The sequence below is a fragment of the Paenibacillus sp. JT22N1 genome (assembly GCF_059692155.1).
Genome location: NZ_JCAUAW010000029.1, coordinates 46,689 through 63,790 on the forward strand (window position 1 = coordinate 46,689; position 17,102 = coordinate 63,790).

13 protein-coding genes are annotated in these 17,102 nt (G+C 49.4%); 4 read left to right on the forward strand and 9 right to left on the reverse strand.

Annotated elements, in window-relative coordinates; genetic code table 11:
- Positions 1 to 37 precede the first annotated feature (37 nt).
- The 5 genes from AC58UU_RS35090 to AC58UU_RS35110 all read right to left on the reverse strand — a co-directional run bounded on the left by AC58UU_RS35090 (position 38) and on the right by AC58UU_RS35110 (position 4,355).
- On the reverse strand, positions 38 to 1,342 hold the full coding sequence (locus AC58UU_RS35090; protein ID WP_497322123.1) for an MFS transporter: 1,305 nt from the start codon (positions 1,340 to 1,342) through the stop codon (positions 38 to 40).
- Positions 1,321 to 1,992: an ArsR/SmtB family transcription factor gene (locus AC58UU_RS35095; RefSeq protein ID WP_497322124.1), complete on the reverse strand. Its 672-nt coding sequence runs from the start codon at positions 1,990 to 1,992 to the stop codon at positions 1,321 to 1,323. Before AC58UU_RS35095 ends, AC58UU_RS35090 begins: the two co-directional genes overlap by 22 nt.
- Before the next feature lie 281 nt (positions 1,993 to 2,273).
- The gene (locus AC58UU_RS35100; RefSeq protein WP_497322125.1) at positions 2,274 to 3,110 is read right to left on the reverse strand and encodes a sulfurtransferase; all 837 of its coding nucleotides are present in this window, start codon (positions 3,108 to 3,110) and stop codon (positions 2,274 to 2,276) included.
- 30 nt (positions 3,111 to 3,140) lie between these two features.
- Entirely contained in the window at positions 3,141 to 3,614 is a 474-nt protein-coding gene (locus tag AC58UU_RS35105; RefSeq protein WP_497322126.1) for a GNAT family N-acetyltransferase, read from the reverse strand.
- Between the two features lie 81 nt (positions 3,615 to 3,695).
- Positions 3,696 to 4,355: a hypothetical protein gene (locus AC58UU_RS35110; RefSeq protein ID WP_497322127.1), complete on the reverse strand. Its 660-nt coding sequence runs from the start codon at positions 4,353 to 4,355 to the stop codon at positions 3,696 to 3,698.
- A 45-nt stretch (positions 4,356 to 4,400) separates the two neighbouring features.
- Here AC58UU_RS35110 and AC58UU_RS35115 point away from each other — a divergent pair, with 45 nt between their 5' ends.
- Entirely contained in the window at positions 4,401 to 4,907 is a 507-nt protein-coding gene (locus AC58UU_RS35115) for a GNAT family N-acetyltransferase (protein WP_497322153.1), read from the forward strand.
- Here the strand turns inward: AC58UU_RS35115 and AC58UU_RS35120 are convergent.
- The 3 genes from AC58UU_RS35120 to AC58UU_RS35130 are packed head-to-tail and all read right to left on the reverse strand — an operon-like array spanning position 4,896 to position 7,369.
- The gene (locus AC58UU_RS35120) at positions 4,896 to 5,207 is read right to left on the reverse strand and encodes a 4a-hydroxytetrahydrobiopterin dehydratase (protein WP_497322128.1); all 312 of its coding nucleotides are present in this window, start codon (positions 5,205 to 5,207) and stop codon (positions 4,896 to 4,898) included. The two genes, AC58UU_RS35115 and AC58UU_RS35120, sit on opposite strands and share 12 nt — an antisense overlap.
- A gap of 20 nt (positions 5,208 to 5,227) precedes the next feature.
- Positions 5,228 to 7,036: a DNA helicase RecQ gene (recQ, locus tag AC58UU_RS35125; protein ID WP_497322154.1), complete on the reverse strand. Its 1,809-nt coding sequence runs from the start codon at positions 7,034 to 7,036 to the stop codon at positions 5,228 to 5,230.
- A gap of 39 nt (positions 7,037 to 7,075) precedes the next feature.
- Complete coding sequence (locus AC58UU_RS35130; RefSeq protein WP_057304499.1) at positions 7,076 to 7,369, reverse strand: hypothetical protein; 294 nt, start codon at positions 7,367 to 7,369, stop codon at positions 7,076 to 7,078.
- Positions 7,370 to 7,539: 170 nt separating this feature from the next.
- Here AC58UU_RS35130 and AC58UU_RS35135 point away from each other — a divergent pair, with 170 nt between their 5' ends.
- Positions 7,540 to 9,180: an SWIM zinc finger family protein gene (locus tag AC58UU_RS35135; RefSeq protein WP_497322129.1), complete on the forward strand. Its 1,641-nt coding sequence runs from the start codon at positions 7,540 to 7,542 to the stop codon at positions 9,178 to 9,180.
- Positions 9,168 to 12,044, forward strand: a complete 2,877-nt coding sequence (locus tag AC58UU_RS35140; protein ID WP_497322130.1) for a DEAD/DEAH box helicase — start codon at positions 9,168 to 9,170, stop codon at positions 12,042 to 12,044. Before AC58UU_RS35135 ends, AC58UU_RS35140 begins: the two co-directional genes overlap by 13 nt.
- A gap of 715 nt (positions 12,045 to 12,759) precedes the next feature.
- Here AC58UU_RS35140 and AC58UU_RS35145 read toward each other — a convergent pair.
- A complete protein-coding gene (locus tag AC58UU_RS35145; RefSeq protein ID WP_497322131.1) occupies positions 12,760 to 13,947 on the reverse strand; it encodes an EAL domain-containing protein in 1,188 nt (395 codons plus the stop codon).
- Positions 13,948 to 14,152: 205 nt separating this feature from the next.
- On the opposite strand from AC58UU_RS35145, the gene AC58UU_RS35150 reads away from it, so the two are divergent.
- Positions 14,153 to 17,035, forward strand: coding sequence for an ATP-binding protein (locus AC58UU_RS35150; RefSeq protein WP_497322132.1), 2,883 nt, complete (start codon positions 14,153 to 14,155; stop codon positions 17,033 to 17,035).
- Positions 17,036 to 17,102: the final 67 nt, after the last annotated feature.

Sequence of the window (17,102 nt, forward strand, 5' to 3'; positions counted from 1 at the left end):
TCTAACTCCGTCAGTCTAGCGTGATTATAACACTAGATCACTGTGTTAATCTCTTCTCGTTTTGATCTATCGACCGATCCCTGCGTAACCAGATCATAACCGGGATCAGCAGTAGAGACAGGAACCCACCCGCCAGAGAGAGGACGGCGAAGCTGGAATTGGCGACGACCATGCCCGACAACGCTCCACCCGATGCCCCCGCCAATGATACTAGGACATCCACGGTTCCTTGTGTCTTGGCACGTGTGGCAGGGGATGTCGCATCGATGATCTGCGCGGTGCCGCTGATCAGGCCGAAGTTCCAGCCGAGTCCAAGCAGTGCCAGAGCGACGATGAGCCAGACCATCGAATCGGCCGGCGCCCATGCGGCAAGCAGTCCCGCCAACAGCAGCGTGAACCCCGCTGCGCAGGACATGAACGTACGCCCGACCTTGTCTACGAGAACCCCCGTTATCAAGGAAGGCAGAAACATCGCCGCGACATGAATGCCGATCACCATGCCGACCGCGTTCAACCCATGTCCATGATGCTTCATATGTACCGGCGTCATCGTCATGATGGCGACCATCACGATCTGCGTCAAGACCATCACGGTTGTCCCGATGATGATTCCCCGGTTACGGACAGATGGCGCCATGTGATTCGCATTATCCGTCGCTTTGGATGGATTCGCTTCTTGCGCTTCGGCAATCGCTTTAGCAACGAGATACGGATCTGGACGGAGCAAAGCCCACATCACCAGACCCGCAAGAATAAAAGCGGCCGCCGCGAGCATAAACGGGCCCGACAGAGCAGGGGCGCCGACAGAAGTCGCGAATCGTCCCATGACCCCCACCAGGTTCGGCCCCGCAACTGCGCCAAACGTCGTGAATACCATAGCTAAGCTGATGGCTCTCGCCCGCTGCTTAGGTTGAGCTAAGTCGGTTCCCGCATAACGCGCCTGCAGGTTGGTCGACGTGCCGGCACCATAGATCAGCATCGAGACGAACAAAAGCGGAAGGTTATTAGCGATGGCTGCGAATACGACTCCGATCGCGCCAATCCCTCCTGCAAGAAAACCTGCGGTTAGGCCTACCCGACGGCCGAGACGCCCAGAAAGCCGTCCGACAAGCAGTGCCGACGAGGCCGCGCCCAGCGTCAATAGCGCCGCAGGAACCCCAGCTAAGCTATCCGTCCCGAGCATATCCTGAGCAAGCAGTGCTCCGACCGTGACGCCTGCCGCGAGTCCCGCTCCGCCGAATAGTTGGGCGATGATTACGATCATCAACGATTTCCGATAGAGCTGCTGCTGTCTCTCAGGAGAATGAATGTATTCTCTAATCAATTCGCTTCCTTCAGCCATTCATGCTCTCCCCCCTCCAGCTTGTATGCCGTGATCCCCTCCCGCTGCAACTTGGCTACAGCCTGTGTCGAACAGATGCAGTAAGGGCCTCTGCAATAGACCGCAACTTCAACGGGCCCAGGCAGATTTCGAAGGTATGGTTCCAACTCCTCCATCGGTACAGAGATGGCTCCCGGGAGATGGCCAGCCTCGTATTCGTCTCTCGGTCGTACATCGAGCAGGATGATCGCTCCGGCCTCTAACCTCGCCCTCGCTTCCTCCAAAGATAGCGTCCTCACATCCTCATAATGGTGTAAAAATTCCTGTCTAATCCGCGAGACGTCCGCAAGCTGACTTTCGCCAATGCGCCACAAAGCAAACAAAAACGCGGCTATGGAAGGGTCAGCCAACGAATAGATGACATATGTACCTTTCTTGCTGAACTTCACTAGCCTGGCATCGAGCAAAACCTGCAGATGACGGGATACGTTAGCCACGCTCATCTCCGTAACTTGGGCCAGCTTCTCTACCGACTTAGGCCCCTGAGCAAGCAAGCTCAAGATTTCAAGCCGCTTGTCGCTGGATAGACACTTCCCCACCCGAGCTAACTGCTGAAACAGATCATTTTTAAATTCTTTTGCGGAAGGGATTGCCTCGGATACAGATTCCATAATCGTTCATCCTTTCATATTCAATTCATTAATTGAATATTAGAATGTAAGTAGGCTGTTCGTCAAGAAGTAATATCATCGTCATCTGGCATTGACTCAGATGCGGCACTTCGTTTCAAGCGTGCTCTTTTGGGAAAAGCTATTCTTCATAGGAGGTTCAGGGGGGGGAGACTTCGGGAACGAAAATAATTACTCTACAAACCAAAAGAGGGCCGCAACAGCCCACCTCTCGGCAACCTGTCACAGCCCTCAAACCCGCGTACGACGCGGCTTCCCAGTTCTTACTCTTCACCCTTCGCAATCGGATTGTCCTCATACGAAATCCAATCGCTCCAGCTTCCGCTATAGAGCTTCACATTATCGAAGCCCGCTTCGCTAAGGCCCAGCACGTTCGGGCAAGCCGTCACGCCGGAGCCGCAATAGACGATGATTTCATCGGCATCGCGCAGCGCGGCAAAGTGCCGTTCCTGCTCCGCAGCTGACAGCCAGGCGCCGTTCTCACCGAGAACGCCTTTCCAGAAGAAGTTGCGCGCGCCCGGGATGTGGCCAGCCACCGCATCGATCGGCTCTTCCAAGCCGAGGTAGCGGCGCTCCTCGCGCGAGTCAACGAGCACGGTACCTTGGCGACCGAGCTTATCCTTGACCTCATCCATGCTCGCAAGCATGGCGCGATGCACCTTCGGTGAGAAGGTCCGCGGGAACACAGCGGACACTTCATCGGTAACCGGGTAGCCAGCAGCTTTCCATGCTGTATACCCTTGATCTAATACGTATACCTCGGAGTGACCGAGGAATTTCAGCATCCACCATAGCCGCGAAGCCATGGCTCCGCCTTGATCGTCGTAAGCCACGACGATCTTCGTTCCATCGATCCCGAGGTTGCCCACGAGGATAGAGAAGGCTCCTAGATCAGGGAGCGGATGCCGACCTCCGTGCGCCATTTTGGCACCGGAGAGGTCTTTCTCCAAGTCTACATACACAGCTCCGGTTATATGGTCGTTCTCATAATTCTGTCTGCCTGATTCTGGTTGTCCTAGCGCAAAGCGGCAATCCGCAATCACGATGTTCGCATCGCCAAGCTGATCTAGCAGCCAAGTTTGACTTACGATATTTTCCACAGTTTCATGCCACCATCTTTCGTCATTCGATTAATCGCCCATTCCACTCGTTGGATTAGCGGAGTACGTCTGCCAATCACTGCGATCTCCACCCATTTTATCGTAAAATGCTTGGGCGCGGAAGTTATCTTTGGCTGTTGTCCATGTTAAATTGGCATATCCATTTCTCGCGGCATATCCTTTGCAAGCAGCAAATAGTTTCGCTGCCGCACCCTGGCCACGTTCAGCCTCGATGACGAATAAGTCATTCATAATCGCTATTTTGGAAGCACGCAAAGTGCTGAAGGTAAAATATAAGGTCGCAAAGCCGACCAGCGTCCCCTCTTCCGTCTCCGCTACGAATTGAATACCTTCCTTCTGCTCAAGCAGTAGGTGAATCAATCCGTTCAACTTCTCATCCTCGGGTTGTCGATACTGATAGAAGTCCACAATATAAGCGAGCATTAACGTTTTCAACTGCGGAATATCTTGTATTACCGCTTCACGAATCGTAACTTGGGTCATTTAGGGTGACCTCCTATTCCTATTAAGTCTATATACTCATTGTACCCCAAATCTTGCCTTTATGATGAAAGGTATCCTCGGTTAAATGTCATCCATTTCCTTCCGATACAGGAGATAAATGATCCACCCAAATAGTAGGCATAAGCCTGCTGTGAAATAGAATATGGACGTTATTTTCAACGTAACCCCATAATAAGTCAATGAGAACAGTACAACTGCCAAGAGAAACACATGCAGCAGGACATTTTTCTGTGGAAGCCAAGCACTTTTCGAGCTTAACTCGATTCGAACGGTAAATCCTAAGCGTTTCTTAACCAGAACCAAAGCCGTGAGGAAAGCAAGCGATGCGGCCACCATTTTCAAAGCACGATAAGAGGAATCAAGCCCCTCAAAATAAGTAGCAATTGAAATATGGGTAATGAGTGGCATGATAAATAGAACAATGGCCAAATAAATCGTATAGCCAAGCGATCCGAGAAAGGCTACCATAAGCGCATGCAGCTTTCGCAAGCGAAATATATAGTGAATAAAGACCGCTTCTATTACAATAATGAGCATAGGATGCAAGCTCTCCGCCCACTGCTGGGAAAGAAATAAACTAAATAAGCTAGAAGTAAAGAAGGAAACAAGCAGCACAAGTGGCCATTTTGTTCTCAAAGAGATTCGAAATAGGGTTAATCCCAATATGAGCATGGACAATAATGTAATTGTGCTAATGGGTATATCAACATACCAAACCATTTAAACCTCCAGCCAATAGAAGAAAGGGTGCTAACTGATTACATGATGGTGAATGCAAGCTTACCATGGCGCGTCTTACCCCTAAATGAAGCGAATTGCCAGGAGCTCTGCACTTGGAAGTATTCGCCTCCCTACGATTTATACAATTGGTCTCCTTGGGCGACTATGCTTCAAGAACAAGCAGAATTCGCTGACCCGCAAATTCGAGCAGAGCAGTATCGAGCTGTGGTGGATGAAAACGGAATATTGTCTGGGTTCGTTCAATTCTTCCCCATTGTTGGGGTGACACGTTTAGGACTAGGACTTCGACCTGATCTTTGCGGGAAAGGGAGCGGAATCGGCACCCAATTCGTCCAACTTCTTGTTCTAGAAGCTCAGCGCCGGACTCCCATGCAGGAGATTGATCTAGAAGTTCTCGTCTGGAACGAACGTGCGATCCAGACGTACGAGAGAGCTGGTTTTACGATTACTGACACGTATGAAAGGTTGACTCCCACGGGGATGGCTGCCTTTCACTGCATGGTATATAACGGACCGAACTTAATCAGGTGATCCACTGCCAGTAGTAATGTCAGCAAAAGCCTGATCAAATTTAGCAGCGGCTTCGAAATCCAAATCGGTTAAGCCGCCTGCATGCCAGGACGTAAGTCGGAGCGTGACCATCTTATAATCGATGGCGATCATGGGGTGATGGTTAACGTCTTCCGCTATGCTGGCGACTTCATTCACGAAGTTTATGCCCTGCATAAATGCCGTAAATCGATATTTACGCACAATCCATTTGTGATCGTCTGTCGTCCAGCCAGTCACCTCCGCAAGCTTCTGATCAATGTCAGTGTTCCCAAGCTTCACCTATCACCACTCCTCTGATTTTAATCAAAATCATAGGCGACCGCACCCAATTCGCCCTCTCCTGCATACGTGCGAAGGAGGTCTAGGAACGGCTTCCCGTAGTTTCGGTATTTCACTTCGCCGACACCTTTGATTCGCAGCATGGCGGATTCCGATGTCGGACAAATCTCACTCATTTCACGCAGCGTGCTGTCCGAGAAAATAATATATGGCGGCACCTTCTCACGCGCGGCAATTTCCCGACGAAGCAGGCGAAGCTGCTCGAACAAGGTGTTATCGATAGCGGCAGCTTTAACCTGCTGCTTACGCACTTTCTGGTTCACCTGCTGCTTCCCTTGAAGCACTTCTGCTGCGGGCTGCATCAGCCTCACAACTGGGTATTGACCATCCGATAGCTGCAAATACCCTTCTGAAATCAACACGTTGATCAGATCAGAAATCTCCTTCTCCGGGAGATCTCGCATAATACCATGGGTAGGCAGACGATCGAAGCGATAGTCGACAATCTTCTTCGCCTTCGAGCCTTTGAGCACGGAGGCGACCATCGAGATGCCGAAGCGTTCCCCCATCCTGCGGATGCAGGAGAAAATCTTCTGCGCTTCGACAGTGATATCCACCGTATCGCGATCATCTTTGCACGAGCTGCAATTGCCGCATGTATCTTTAATATTGGTTTCGTCAAAATAGTGCAGAATGACGTTGCGCAAGCATCGTGGCGAATAGCAAAAGTCGATCATGGTCTGCAGCTTTTTGTACTCGTTCGCTTTACGCTCCGGCGAGAGCTGATTCTGCTCGATCAAAAACTTCTGTGTCATAATATCCTGCGCGCTAAACAGCAGAATGCACTCACTCGGCTCTCCATCTCGACCTGCGCGACCGGCTTCCTGGTAATAAGCCTCCATATTTTTCGGCATATTGTAATGAATGACATAACGGACGTTGGACTTATCAATGCCCATCCCAAAAGCGTTCGTCGCGATCATCACGCGAATATCATCATATAGAAACGCCTCCTGCATGTAGGAGCGTTCCTCGTCGGTTAGACCTGCGTGGTACTTCCCTGCGGCGAAGCCTTTTTTGCGTAAGGTTTCATATAGCTCTTCAACATCCTTACGCGTAGCAGCATAAATAATACCAGGCTGATGCGTATGTTCTTTCACATAATTCTGAATGTAATCCCGCTTATTCTCACCGCGCAGAATCGTCAATTCCAGATTATCCCGTGAAAAACCATTGACGAATATACCCGCTTGATCCAAATCAAGCAGTCTCGCAATATCGGCTGTTACTTCGGCAGTAGCCGTAGCTGTGAAGGCTGCGACAATCGGGCGATTAGGCAGCTCACGAATGAACGGAGCAATCGACACATAGCTCGGGCGAAAATCATGCCCCCATTGCGACACGCAGTGCGCTTCATCAATAGCCACAAGCGGAAGGTTCAGCGCAGACATTCGAGCACGGAATCGTTCCGACTCCAGCCGCTCGGGCGCGATATAAAGCAGTTTATATTTGCCCTGCATGGCGCCTTGCATCCGCTGTTCCACTTCTTTAGCTTCTAGCGTACTGTTAATGAAAGTTGCCGGAACACCTAGCACACTTAACGCATCCACTTGGTCCTTCATCAAGGAGATCAGCGGTGAAATAACCAGCGTCACTCCCTCCATGAGCATGGCAGGAACTTGATAACAGATCGATTTACCTCCGCCCGTCGGCATAATGCCTAGCGTATCTCGACCTTCAAGCAGATTCGTAATGATATTCTTCTGGCCCTCGCGAAATTCCGGGTACCCATAAACTTGTTGTAAGACCTTCCTTGCTCCATCCAGCATAACTTCCATACACCTTTCTATATCACACTTCTGTCTTATTTAGACCAAATAGATGACGGAAACCAACTTCTCCCCGTCATGAACCTTCAGCACGTGATTATTCGGATCATGGCGGACGGATCCCGCTCCTACATGCATCACAGGCGCATTTCCTAATCCGTAAAAAATATCGTCAGCCAGCGTTCGCAGGCATTCTTCCTGTTCGTCCTTTTCAAGCTCCTGCCAGTCGTCCGCATTCATTTCCAACAGTTCATAAAATCCATCAACCATCTCAATGCCACGCACGAAATCAGTGACGATATCCTTATATTCTCTGCCAAATTTAATACCCATCGCGCAGTCTCCCTTCAAAAGCATTTCGTATAGCTTCACTTTATCATATTATAGGCAGGAATGCAGGGTTAAGCCCTTTTACCCCGATGAGAACTTATTTTCTGATGTGTAAAAAAAACCACTTTGGCATAAACTGTGGAAATGGGCAATTTCGGGAAAAATCTGTTACTATGGAAGAAGGAATGTACCGCTCGGAGGGTAGGAAAGCACACATGCTGAAACTGCAGATTCCCAAAAATCGAATGAACTACCTAATCAAGCAAATCCCGCTTCATTTCGACGCTGTCGTTCTGGAGCAGGGGTGGGAGTATTATCATAAAGGTCGTGTGACTGAGGTCGATCTGAAAGGCCTGAACGTTCAGGCGACCGTCGCAGGCAAAAAAATACTAAACACAATGCTTAATTTAGAAAATTTCGCCACTAGTGAGTGCAGCTGCTCCTATGATGGCTTCTGTAAACATATCGGTGCCACTTTCTTCAGCTTGTATGCGCCTTATGGACGTCCGGAACTGCTGCTTCAACAGTTAAAACAACAAATACACACACGGAAAAAGCCCGCTCGCGGGGCAGCTTTGATACAGGAACGTAAAGCTGCTGCGGCTGCACAGGCCAACGTGCCTCTTGAAGAGGCTATGCCATTAGATTGGCATCGCTTTTTTGAAGGGAAATTCCATGGATTCTCCATTTCTCATCAGCACTCGATTGAAACCTTCTACGACTCAGCACTGGAGTCCTTGCCCGGCTATGCGGCAGATTGGAGAAGTTCAACCCGCGAGCTCTATATGTTCCATATCGTGCTGTTCATGATGCGGAAAATCGAACAATTTTATCAAGAAACGAAAAGCTCTTACTTGTCTTATTATCACGAGAACGGTTGCAAAATTGCCGCGAAAAATTGTGAGGATAAGCTGGTTGAATTCGTAGAACGAACAGATGTGAATACCTCTTTCGAGGCGGAACCCAAACACTGGTTATCCACCATGAAAATGCTTGGAGAATTCGCCCTGCAGGGCAAGGATAGCCCGATTGATTGGCTGTTTGTGTACCGCTTTATTTGGTGGAAACTAACGAATCATTCTGCAGCTCAGAAAGAGGAAATTCAGCGTCTCGACGCACTTCTCACGAAGAAGGACCTCCTAGCTCGGAAGAAGGATACGCTTCTGGCGGCAAGAGCGCATTTTGATATTATGCAGGGGGATACGGCAAGCGCCTTTGAGCGTCTTGGGCAGCTCACTCATCCCAACGCGAAGGATTACTTCCTTTACCTGAATTATTATTACAACGATAAACAGTGGAACAACATGCTTGTTTGGCTGCGTTGGCTGTTCGCGTCGATTGCGAATGCAAATCACGATGATTTCCGGACCTTTTGCCAATACTGGCTTGATACGACCAAGCATCTAGAATCCGATAGTGAATGGGTACAGGTGATGGAGTCCCTGCTGCCTCGTTCCTATTATTATTACACGGCATATTTATTGCAAACGAAACGGTATCGGCAGTGGGTAGACTTGCAATTAGCTAACCGCATATCACCGCTGAGCTTATATGGTATGGAGCTTAAAGCGATTGAAGAGCATGATTCGGCTTTACTCCTCCCCCTCTATCACCAAGCGGCCGAACGGGCTGTTCTGGAGAAAAATAGAGCTTCCTATAAGACGGCTGTTCGACTGCTTAAGAAACTGCACGGCATCTATAAACAATTAGGCCAGGACGACCGCTGGGAGCACTACGTATATCGATTAGCGGATAAGTTCTCACGCTTGCGTGCTTTCCAAGAAGAGCTCAAGAAAGGAAAATGGATTCGATGATCGAAACCAGCGCGCTGACAGTTCACGTAAGCTCCATACCTAATGGTTCTTTGTTTCTATGGGGTACCCGCGAGAACGGCGGCATTTGGGATGCTCTTGATTTGAAAAATATGCTGTTTGCCTGGCATCGCGCCTCTTTTTTCGGCACGTTCATGGAGCCCAGCGAGTGGCAAAATCGGGAAGGCATCGAGCTCCTGCCGCTCGACGCGCTCGATTATTTCAGCGATCCGCAGCCTGTGCAGCATCTACAGCTTAGCTGGCATAAGGACTGTGCGGATTTGATGCGCCTTGCACCAGCTGTTCGAGAGGCGTTGGCGTCCGGTAGTTTCATGCCGGACTATGAAAAGTGGAAAGCCGGTGAGATCGGCTGGAAGCTAGAACTTCCTGAGGAACTGCAGGCCCTAGAATCACCAGCCGTATCGCGCTGGATTCATGCGCTGATTCCCGAGTGGGTGGACGCCGACGGCCTCATGAAAGACAATCTGCGCAAGCTCGAAGCGGCGCATCCTCTAATGCGCCGCGGTGAGATCGGCGCTGATCTGTGGCTCGACGAGGAGGATTGGCTCGTTGCCATTGGTTGGCGCCAAGACCGGTCGCCCATGCGTACCTGTCTGCAGCTCGTGGAGCCGGACCTGGCGCACAGCACCGGCTGGCAGCTGCGCGTGCTGCTGCAGGACCGGCTTGCGCCGGAGGTGCTGCGCACGGTGACGCCCAGCGGCGAGCCGGTCGAGGGCGAGCTGCCGCTGCCGGAGGCGTGGCAGCCGGAGCTTGGCCGCGTAGAACGTGACGCGGCGAAGTGGGTACGCATCCTGCCGTGGCTGGATGCGAGTGAGGGTGCTGGGCTCCGTCAGACGTTGACGGAGGAAGAGGCTTGGCGCTTCCTCGCAGAGGGAAGTGTGCGTCTTGTTGAGGCCGGAACGAGCGTGTTCCTGCCAGCCTGGTGGGAGCGCATCCGCAAGATGAAGCCGAAGCTGCGCGCGAAGATCAAGTCTTCCGTCGGTTCTGGACGGGAGACCATGTTCGGGCTGACCCAGCTGATGCAGTTCGACTGGAAGCTGGCTGTGGGGGATTTGGAGCTGACGGAAGAGGAATTCCGACAGCTTCTGGAGGAAAAGCGCAAGCTGATCCAGATTCGCGGCAACTGGATTCAGCTCGACCCGCTGTTCATGGCACAGGTCGAGCAGATAATGAAGCAGGTGCAGAAGAAGCAGGGCCTCTCCTTCCGCGATGTGCTTGAACTGCACTTCGCAGGCGATGCCGGCGGTCTGCTGCCGGCTGAGGATGACCCCGAAGCGATGCGCTACATCGAAATGGAGGTAGAGCTGAACGAGCAGCTGCGCCACATGGTCGATCAGCTTACGCAAGTGGAGTCCATTCCGACCATACAGCCACCGCCTAGCTTTCAAGGTTCGCTGCGTCACTATCAAGTGGACGGTATTTCATGGCTTTTGTTCCTGCGCCGTTTCGGCCTAGGCGGCTGTTTGGCCGATGACATGGGTCTCGGGAAGACGATCCAGTGGATTACGTATTTACTCACGGTGAAAGAGAACGAGAAGCCTGACACACCTTCCCTTTTGGTATGTCCGACGTCCGTGCTTGGAAACTGGCAGATGGAGCTTAAGCGTTTTGCGCCGTCGCTGAAGGTTCATCTTCACTATGGCCCTCAACGATTAAAGGGACCTGCTTTTAATGAACAAGTCGTTGGCAAGGTTGATTTGGTTTTGACATCCTATACGCTTTCCCATCTGGATGAAGTTGAGCTAGGCTCAATTGCCTGGAACTCCATCTGTTTGGACGAAGCCCAAAATATAAAAAATGCTTATACGAAGCAAGCTTCGGCTATTCGCCGACTCGATGGTTACCATCGCATAGCGTTAACGGGAACACCTATCGAGAATCGGCTCACGGAGCTCTGGTCGATCTTTGATTTTGCGAACCCGGGCTATCTGGGCACGGTTCGCGAATTCACACACCGCTATGTGAATGCCATCGAGAAGACGCGCGATAGTGAGACGATCGGCAAGGTGCAGAAGCTGATCCGCCCCTTCCTGCTGCGCCGCGAGAAGAAAGATCCGGCGATTCAACTGGATCTGCCGGAGAAGAACGAGTCGAAGACGTTCATTTCACTTACCGCCGAGCAGGGCTCGCTGTATGAGAACTACATCCAAGACATGTTCGATCGTCTGGATAAGCTCTCCGCCATGGAGCGGCGAGGTCTCATTCTCGCCGCTCTAACAAAGCTGAAGCAGGTGTGTAATCACCCTGCTTTGCTGCTCAAAGAAGGCATCCACGCGCCTTGGAGTGGACGCTCTAACAAGCTGGAGCGCCTGCTCGAGATGGTGCAGGAGCTGCGCCAAGAGGGCGACAAATGCTTGATTTTCACGCAATTTGTGGAGACGGGCAACCTGCTCCAGCATGTGCTGCAGCAGGAGCTTGGCGAGAAAGTGCTGTTCCTGCACGGCGGAACGCCGAAGAATGGGCGCGATGAGATGATCGCGCACTTCCAAGACGTCAGCCAGCCGGTCGACGAGCAGCGGAATGTGTTCATTCTTTCGCTGAAGGCCGGCGGCATCGGGCTCAACCTGACGGCGGCGAATCATGTGTTCCACTATGATCGCTGGTGGAACCCCGCCGTCGAGAATCAAGCGACGGACCGCGCCTTCCGTATCGGCCAGACGCGCCATGTGCAGGTGCACAAGTTCGTGACGCTAGGCACGCTTGAAGAGCGCATCGATGAGATGATCGAGCGCAAGCTAGGGCTAAGCCAGCAAATCGTCGGCTCCGGCGAGAACTGGATCACCGAGCTGTCAACCGACGAACTGCGCGATCTGTTCTCGCTGCGCCGCGAGTGGGTTGAGGCTTAGGAGTCTGGGGTTCGGGGCCAGGCTTGGACCGGAGTTCAGGTTTAGGCACGCTACGACGCATCATATACGTATGTCACTCTTACTGCCATGAAATAAAAAGAAATCCTGCATGTTTTGTGCAGGATTTTTTTTGCCTAAATTACACTCGAATGAATGGATTTAACCTCCAATTATCAACGCTACTTCACCCTTTTTGATGCAAATCGTGCATCTCTTTGAGCAGATAACCCTCATTTTCGAGAGTTTTGCTGCAAAAACTGCAGCAAATTCGACACATACCGCCCATTTCGAATCAAAACATGGATATTTGATGCACAAAATGCATCATCTCATCCAAAAATGAATATTTGACAATAATTTGATGCACTTTTTGCATGTTGTTGATTCTAATCGCATCCTGCTGCCGCCAATAGGCCAATATTAGCTCGTTCGCAGAGTTTTTAGATTACTTGGAGTAGCTAGTCCTTTGGGGTTGGGGTTGGGGTTGGGGTTGGGGTTGGGGTTGGGGTTGGGGTTGGGGTTGGGCTTGGGCTTGGGCTCGGAGATCTGGTCGGTAAATGTTTTGCTCCACACACAAAAGAGGCCACCCAGGGTAACCTCTCACAAGACATTCGCTTTCAAGTACTATCTCTTATGCACTCTCTGCTCTTCCACGTATTATCCCATACACGCTCTCTGCCACGTACTCTCAAACACTCTCTTTCAATCTCTCAAATCAAATCATCAAATCTCCAAACAAGTAAAAGCCCTCCCCCAATGCACAGGAATAAGTCTGGATCTCATGCGAGGTGTCCAAGTCCGTGTAAGCTTGGGATAGGATCCCTTGTTTTTGCAGGTTCATCATCATGATGTTGGAGATGAAATAGGGTCTCCACGTCCAGTTTGCCCCGCGATAGCTCTCATCTTTGTTCCATGCTTCGTCTTTGCGGCTGTAGTTGGACGAGATTTGATGGCCGTCCTCCCGACATATGTACATACGTATACAGTTTTCCGATACGTTGCTAATGATATTTTCGATGACATGATCTGCATCTTCAGCTGTTGATATACAGTCAGAAGAATTGATAAGAAAATCTAGACTTTGATGAATGGTTAAAAGGCGACTATAGCGCCCAAGTTCATCTTGACCAAAGAGTTTCATTTCCTCTTTCAGCATAGACTTGAAGGAATCCCGGCGCTGCAACTGCGGTTCAGCTTTGGAGAAGAGATAGCCCTGTACATACCTTGCTCCGATTTGAAGAGCACTGCGCAGTTCTTGCTTCGTTTCCACCCCTTCGACGAGCAGGGATGCCCCCATTTGAGCCGCTAGAATGGAAAAGGATTGCATCAACGCCTTGTAGCCGGCGTGGACGGCGCTTTTTTTCAAAATATTAAGATCGATCTTCAATATCTTCGGTTGTAGACTGGCGATTCGGTCGAAATTGCTAAACCCGCTGCCCACATCGTCAATAGCAATCGTACAGCCGAATTCTCGATATAATTCTACAATTTGTGTCAGCTCATAAAGCTTCCCCGTGAATTCCTCTTCGGTTATTTCGATCACGATACGCGCTGGATTTATTTGATATTTCCTTAATAGCTCGATGGTTGGCAGCACGCCTGTGCTCTTATAGGTTTGATAGATCCATGAAGGCTTTAAGTTGATGAATAAGGAACTCTCATCTTGAGCCGAAGCTAGCTGTTCGATCGCCAGCTCTCTCAAATGTCGATCAATATGAAGCTGCATGTCTTCGGGAATGTCAGGATTTTTGAAAAAAGGCCCCAAACTTTCGACACTACCCTCCCAAATTCGTCTTCCGAGTGTTTCATAGCCAATGATTTCTTGGCTCTGAAGTGAAAGTATCGGTTGGAAGAATGGACGTACTTCGTGTAGTGGCGGAATCCTGCTGTCTTTAACCTGCACTGTGCGCCCTCCTCAAGCAAACTTCGATGATCTTGAAACTTAACATCAATCGTGTAATGAATCATATTTTAAACGACATTTCCCTATCTTGCAATGCATTGATGGAAGAAAACATGACATGATCGTTTTTAAAAGGAGTTTGTAGACACATGTCGAATTTTTAGTACATCCTTTCATCCTATTAGAATCTAGGTGACCGATTGCTATGAAGTCATTCACGAGATCTCGGATCTCCATGCTATACGTTATTTTAATCGTTGTTTTACTAGTATTTGTGAGTGTATCCAACTTTATCGCCTCTCGTAATATGGAAAATGAAAGCAATGCAATCGTGCACGATTCCATTCCGATTTCCAACACAACGAACAGCCTGCTTAAAGATTTGATTAACCAAGAAACGGGTATCCGCGGTTTTGAATTATCAGGGAATGAGCAATACCTGGAGCCCTATACGACTGGTAAAAAGCAGCTGGAACTTGATCTGAACATGATCAGCCAATACGATAAAAAGTATCCCACTTTGCAGCTTATTATGGACACGCAAGCCATACCAGCTATTAATAATTTACAGAAGTTCTTCGACACACAATACGAATTGGTACGCGCTGGTAAAACAGAAGAGGCGATAGCTCGCATTGCGTCCGGCAAAACGATGATGGATCGCTACCGAGTTGTTCATGTAAGCATCGAAAAGGCCATAGAGCAAATCACGTCAGATGCCTACACAGCTTCCCTTAAAGCCGGTAAAACCTCACGCACGATTACAATGGTCGGTAGTATTATTGCCTTAATTGCAGGCGGTTTGTCCATTTTCATTTCCTACCGAGCCTATCACGCTGAAGAAGAGATTCGTAGAAGCGAAGAAACGTATCGCTATATGGCGGAGAGCTTGGAGACCCAGAATGAGGAGATTATGGCCCAGCAGGAAGAGCAGCAGATCACACTTGCGAAGCTATCTGAACGAGAAAGGGATTTGGAACTCATCTCGTCCTATCAAGAGAAGCTTACAGGCTATGTGAAGCTGAAAGATTTCTTGAAACATACGCTGCCAGCGCTGCTTAACTCGTTATCGCAGGATGCGGCTCTGGTCGTCATGGAACGTCACGCAGAGGACGCTTCTTCTTATGAAGTCATTCATTCCATTGGTTATCCGAAAGATCATCTTAATTGGAGTCAGAGAGAGCTTTTTGGACCAGCTAGGCGTGTTTTCGATGAAGGGACACCTATTGTGCATACACGAGATGTATTCGGACATGAACAAGGTGTCCATGGGGGAATGACACAAGCTGTCGATCAATATGTCCCTCTCTTGGACGATAAACAGAAGGTCATTGGCTTCTTACTGCTAACAAGCTATCAAAGCTCCCTCTTTCAAGAAAGTAACCAACGATTGACCAAAGGTTTAGTTCGTCAATTCGGACTCGCCTTCTACGCGCAGGTTATGAATGACGAGAGGCTGGGGCAAGCGGCCAGCTTAGTAGAGTTGAATGATCAATTAACAAATGAGAAGCAACTCATCGAAGGGCAGCGCGATCTGATTCAAAATATTTTGGAATCCGCACATGAGGGCATGATGATGTGTGATTCGCAAGGTACTATCCTTTTTTCCAATCATCGAATGCATCGGTATTTTAGTTTAAATGAACGTATAGGCGAGAACCTGGTTGATAGCAGTCACGAAATAGCTGCCGATTTCCCGAGCTTTATAGGCGTAGCATCATCCATTGAAGCGTTGATCGATGGCTCACTGTCTAATCTCACACAACGCTTTAGTTTCGAGCTTGAGGATCAAGTCCAACACGCGGAGCTATATGCGACCGTAGTCAGTGAAGATACCGAACAGCAAGGCTACTTATTCGTATTCCGTGATCGCACCGAAGAAGAGCGTATTGATGAAATGAAGAATGAATTCATTAGCATTGTATCTCATGAGCTGCGAACTCCCCTTGCCAGTGTGCTTGGTTTTATCGAGATCTTGCTTCATCGGGATCTTTCACAAGAGAAACAAAAGAAATACATGGAAACCATTTATAAAGAAGCACATCGCTTATCGAATTTAATTAACGATTTCCTTGATTTGCAGCGGATGGAGTCTGGTCGACAACTTTATCATTTCTCTCCAGTCAATCTGCTGCCTACTTTGCAAGAGATCGCCGAGCAGTGGCAGGATAAGCATAGTCATCGTATTCTCATTCATCAGCAGGAAACAGAACTATATGTGAGAGCCGATGCGGATCGTATTCGTCAAGTATTCGACAACCTGATCAGCAATGCGATTAAGTACTCGCCAGGAGCAGATCACATTGATATTCACCTAGCTGTCGACCAAGGTAAAATCACCATAGCGATTCAAGATTACGGACTCGGCATCCCAGAGGAAGCCCGTGACCAAATGTTCTCCAAATTTTATCGTGTCGATAACTCCGACCGACGTCAGATTGGCGGTACCGGCTTAGGTCTTGCTATTGTCAAAGAGATTGTAGAAGGACACAACGGTCATATCTCCTATACATCCGAAATGGGACAAGGTACAACATTCCGAATTGAGTTCGATCAATATGAGATTTCAGCCATGGATGGTCAAATTGTTATTTTCGAAGATGACGATAATCTGGCGAAGCTCATTCAAGTTGCATTGAACAAGTTGGGGCTCCCCTCCATGCAGCTTCGTTCTGCTGAAGAGGGCATTATCGCACTTAATCGCTGTAAAGACGAGGGACCGATTCTTTTCATTGTCGATATTCATCTAGAAGGAGCCAAGACAGGTTGGGATTTCATCGCTGATTTATACCGTCATCCGGTGCACTATCAGACCCCTGTTATCGTTTCAACAGCGCTCGATCCACCTCATGATTATCACGAGAAAGAGATTGAGAAATATCTCAAAAAGCCGTTCACAATGGAACGTCTCGTCCAGGTGGCGAAACGTCTCCTCGATAACAAGCAAAGTAATGCGTACGTTTTCCCTGCCCAAAATAAAGAGAAGCTCTCGACCACCCTACAGCGTAACGGCATCGATGTGCTTGAAATGAAAGAGAGCATGGATATGATCGAGGTCGAAATCAAAAAGCCGCAATCGGATGCATAACGCATCAAAGAGAGCCTTCGGTTAGGCAATCCATGCAACCATAGCAGCATACTCTCTCTCCTTCCAA